Genomic DNA, 4,729 nt, shown 5'->3' with positions numbered 1-4,729 from the left:
GTCTGCTTTCTCGCCGCGGGCGGAATTCTGATGTTCACCCTGGTCGCGCTCGGCGTGCCGTCATCCCTCGTCATCACCGCGCCGATGGCCATCTACGGGCTCGGCGTCGGCCTCACTATGCCGCAGGCCATGGCCTCGGCCATGATGCCGTTTCCCGATCGCGCCGGCGCGGCTTCATCCCTCCTCGGCATTTGTCAGATGACCTTTGCCGCGCTTCTCGGAATCGGCCTTGGCCGCTTGCTCGGTACATCGCCCCTGCCGCTCCCCGCCACCATCGCGATGACGGGAATCCTCGCCCTGGCTCTGTTTGTGACGACCGGGGGCCGGCGATAGGCGCAGTCGAAGCCTCTTGCGCGAGCGCAGGCGCGATGTCACCGGTACGGTGCTTTTGAGACGAGCGATCGTCCTCGTCTCAAGCAGACCATGCCCGCTTATCGTGACGGCGTCAGACGATGTAGAAACTCGCATTCGTCAGCACGGGCTTCGTGGCGAGTGTCGCGATCAGCATCGGCGCCGCGTCGTAGCCCGCCGTGCCGTTGCCGTCGACGTCGTAATAGAGCCGGCCCGTCCCTTGATCGTAGAGGATGCGATCATTGGCATCCGTCGGCGCGTATCCGCCGGCGAAGGCGCTTGCGTTGAGCATGCCCACATCGGCCGCACCGAAGGCCTTGAAGACCGATCGGGAGAGCTGAATGCGGTCCCCTTGTTCGACGGAGAAATCCTGGATGATGTCCCGGTTGATGAGTTCGACTCGCCCATCGAACAAGAACACGTCTGCGCCCGTTCCGCCGGTGAGCACATCCTGCCCGCCGCCGCCGGCGAGGGTATCGTTGCCCGCACCGCCGCTGAACGTGTCGTTGCCGGTTCCGCCGCGGATCATGTCGGCGCCTGCGTTACCCGTGACGAGCTCATTGCGCACGTCCGTGAGCGAGATGACGAAACTCTTCGCGAGCACACTCTGACCGTCGGTCGCTGCGACGATGACCGAGAACGACGATTGCTGTTCGAAATCGGCCTTCGCGCTGTCCTTGATGCGCAAGGCTCCGTTGACCAGCTCGACCCGTCCGCCCGCGTTTTCGATCATCATGTAGTTCAGGGAATCGCCATCCGGATCCTGTCCGGAGAGCGTTCCGATCACGGTGCCGGCCGCCGAATGTTCGGCGACGACGGCGTTCGACAGGCTGAGTTGCGTCGGTGCCTTGTTGACGTTCGTGATAGTGATCGCGACGTTGCCCGGCGTGACGCCGCCATGCCCGTCGGATGCGACGATCTCATAGGTGGCAGTGGTGTCCTTTGAGACCTGGATCAGACTCGCATCGCGGACCTTGATGATTCCGCCGGCGATCTCGAAGGCGCCGTTGGCGCTGATCAGGCCGTTCGAATCGGCCCGTGCCTGCGCGAAAGTGAAGGACACCGCATGACCGTCTTCATCGCTCGCGGAGAGGAGGCCGACGGTGGCGCCGGCGAGCGCCGTTTCGGCGATCCGTCCGCCTGACAAGGCGGGAGCGGTCGGTGCGTGGTTGACTTCGCCGATCACGTGAACGGAATCGACCTTGATGTTGGAAATGGCGCTCGGAGACAGCCCGCCGGCGTCGCGGATCTTGATCGCGAACGTCGTGGTCTCGATGCTGCCGTTCACCGCGCCATCGCGGTTCGTCGCGTCGAACCGGAGCGCGTGAACAGCGGCGGTCACCGATTGCAGATTGCCGCTCACCGTGAAGATCCCGGTTGCGGCATCGTAGGAGCCGCCGCTCGTCGGAACCAGGACGCCCTTTGCGGCTTGATCGAGCGTGATCGTCACGGTCACGACGTCGTTGGCGTTGGGTTCGCTGAACGTGACATGTGCGAACGGCGCGACGAGATTGGCGTCGTCCGCGTCCGAGACGGTGTATGTCTCGAAGGGCACCCCGAGACCCGGTGCGCGGTTCGCCGCCGCGGCGCTGACCGAGATGTTGGTGTTCGGCGCGGCCGCGAGCCCGAGACCGTCGAACACCTCGATCTTGAACTGCGTCGACTCGATGGACCCGACCTGGGCATTGTCCCGATCCCGCGGATCGAACTGCAAGGCGTTCAAGCGCGCCTGCACGGTGGCGATGTCGCCGCTGAAAGTGAAGATCCCGGTGGCGGCATCGTAGCTGCCGGTGCCGGTGTTCAAGAAGCTCCCGCTTCCGGGCGTCATCATCGTCACCTTGACGGTCACGGTCGGGCTGTCGTCGACAATCGTGATGCCGGAGAACGGTGTCGCGAGGCCCGTATCCACTGCGCTGATCGATACCGCGACCGGCGCACCCTCGATCACCGGCGCCACGTTCTGCCCCGATACGCTGCCGCCATTGACGAGCACGATGTTTTCGATGTTTCCGAGCTTGCGTCCGTCGAAGTTCTTCACCGAGATGTAGGCGGTGTCGGCGCCGCCGCTCGTACCGTTGAGTTCGGACACCAAGTCGCCGAGATCGTCGATGTAGAAAACATCGTTGCCGAGGCCGCCGACCATGACGTCGTCGCCGCCGCCACCGACCATGGTGTCGTTGCCCGTGCCGCCGTCGAGGGTGTCGTTGCCGAGGCCACCGACAAGCGAATCATTGTCGTAGAGGCCGTAGAGCTGATCATCCCCGTCACCGCCGTCGAGCGTGTCGTTGCCGGCATCCCCGTTGATGGTGTCATTGCCGCCGAGACCGGCCAGATGATTGGCGAAGGTACTGCCGTTGATGATGTCGCCGTAGGCGGTGCCCCTCAGCGACATGATACCCTGTGCCTGGTCGCTACCACCGGGAACGCCGCCGCCGATGGCTTGCTTGTCGACGATCGACGATCCGAGATTCGCCCGGATCGATCCGGCGAACGTCTCGTAGCTCAACGTCGTTTTGAAATTGCCGAGGATGATGTCGCTGCCGCCCGATCCGTAGACGGTGTCCTTGCCCGTCGTGTCGCCCGAATACCCCACATACAATCTGTCGAAGCCGTTGCTGCCGTAGAGAATATCGTTGCCGCCGCCGCCTTCGAGCGTGACGCTCCAATTGCCGGCCTTGAGAACGTCGTTGCCCTCGCTGCCGATCACATGAAGGATCGGCGAGAACTTACCGTCATACGTGGTCAGAAACGTATCGTTGCCCTGGCCGGTGGCCTGGCCGGTTCCGAGATCGACGGATACGCCCTGCGTGCCCTCGTACATGACGATACCGTCGATGAACGTATCATCGCCAGCGCCGCCGATCAGGTAATCGTCGTCGTCGACGTTGATGTCGTCCGAATTGCCGCCGATGAGGGTATCGTTGCCCGCGCCGCCATACAGCATGAGCGACGCCGCGGTGGCCTTCGCATTGATGACGTCGCCGTAAGCGGACCCGAGCAGCGATTCGATCTGGAGATACGTGTCGCGATCACCCCACGTGTCGGCGCCGGTCATGGAATGGTAGAGGACGCTTCCGTACGTCCAGTCGGAATCGCCGAGATTGACGATGGCGCCGCGGCCGCCGGTCTCCGTCTCGTACGACACCGTGTCGTAGCCGTCGCCGCCATCGAGAGTGTCGCTTCCCCGCCAACCGATGAGGACATCGTTGTCGTCTTCACCGAAGAGCTGGTCCCCGGCGGTTCCTCCGCGCAACACGTCCCATCCCATGCCGCCGTAGATGGTGGCCGCCGTGGTTGCAGCGTGGCTGCCGAGATCGTTGTCGCCGTCGTCGCCGCGAATCACTCCGAGCATCGTGAGGGATGGAGATTCCGACGGTTCGCCGCCGGCGGCTTTCCCGAGGCCGGGCCGCGAAGACGCCTCGCGCGCCTCGTCCTCGAGCATCGCGGCCATCTTGTCCCGGTGTCGGTCGTGCCTGCCGCGATCGGGGTGAAATCCGGACCATTGGTCGTCGATTCGCGCTGCGGTGTAGGCTGCGGTCTCGGCTGCAGTTTCGGCCGCGGTTCTGGCTGCGGTTTTTTGCAAATTGGCAAGAAGATCGTCGATCTTGGCCAGATTGTCCGCGATTTCGTTCTCGAGAATGGATTTGGTCATGTCAGTCCCCGCTCAGCCGCCGTCGATGGACACCCACGACCAGGCTTTCGAGGCCAGGCTTAGGGGCCAACGGAATAGATCATAGCTAAACCATCACAGGGCACAGCTCCCCGGGCGAGGAGGTGCATCACCCACGGGAGCCGCAACCCATGGTGGAGGGAGTCTTCGCGAGACGCTAAAACTGTCTATTTATCAATTGTTTACCTTCGAACCGCGGCGCTTTAGCGTGGAAATGGCGGGCGTTGTCCACATTCATGCAAATTCGCAAGAGTACTCGGGCGCAAACGCAACGTTATGACAAGTCGAAGACGGTGATCAGAGGCCGAACAAGCGCTCGAAGAAGTTCTTGCCCTGGCTGCGCTTGTTGGCCGGCGGAATCCAAGCGCTCTCGCGCTGGCTGCCGGGGAGATTGCCCCCGGCGCTGGCGACAGGCGTGTTGTCGGCCGGCGAAATCCGGTCCAGTCCCGGCAGCGGCACGGGTTTCTGGTCCTTCAGCGCCATCTTCATGAAATTGTGCCAGACCTCGACCGGCAGATTGCCGCCGGAGACGCGCTTCGTGGGACTGCTGTCGTCGTTGCCGAGCCAGATTCCGGCGACCAGCGACCCGGAATAACCGATGAACCAAGCATCCCGATGTTCCTGGGAGGTCCCGCTCTTACCCGCCGTCATCCAGCCCGGCATGGCCGCTTTCTTGGCTGTCCCGATGACGAAGGAATTGTGCAGCAT

The 4,729-nt window shown here is 63.2% G+C and carries 1 protein-coding gene and 2 pseudogenes; 1 reads left to right on the top strand and 2 read right to left on the bottom strand.

What is annotated here, in order from left to right; all coding sequences use genetic code 11:
- Positions 1–333: pseudogene (locus AC1DT3_RS12535) on the top strand (multidrug effflux MFS transporter); the annotation flags it as partial.
- 112 nt (positions 334–445) lie between these two features.
- Here the strand turns inward: AC1DT3_RS12535 and AC1DT3_RS12530 are convergent.
- Positions 446–4,003, bottom strand: a complete 3,558-nt coding sequence (locus AC1DT3_RS12530; RefSeq protein WP_477465583.1) for a beta strand repeat-containing protein — start codon at positions 4,001–4,003, stop codon at positions 446–448.
- Between the two features lie 315 nt (positions 4,004–4,318).
- Positions 4,319–4,729, bottom strand: a pseudogene (locus AC1DT3_RS12525) (penicillin-binding protein); the annotation flags it as partial.

The sequence above is a fragment of the Microvirga sp. P4_G7 genome (genome assembly GCF_056401005.1).
Note: the sequence above shows the minus strand (reverse complement) of the source record. Positions and strands in the feature narration are given on the sequence as shown.

What these genes read in the sequence shown, in the direction of transcription:
- AC1DT3_RS12530 (WP_477465583.1), bottom strand. Translation starts at nt 4,003, where the DNA reads ATGACCAAATCCATTCTCGAGAACGAAATCGCGGACAATCTGGCCAAG.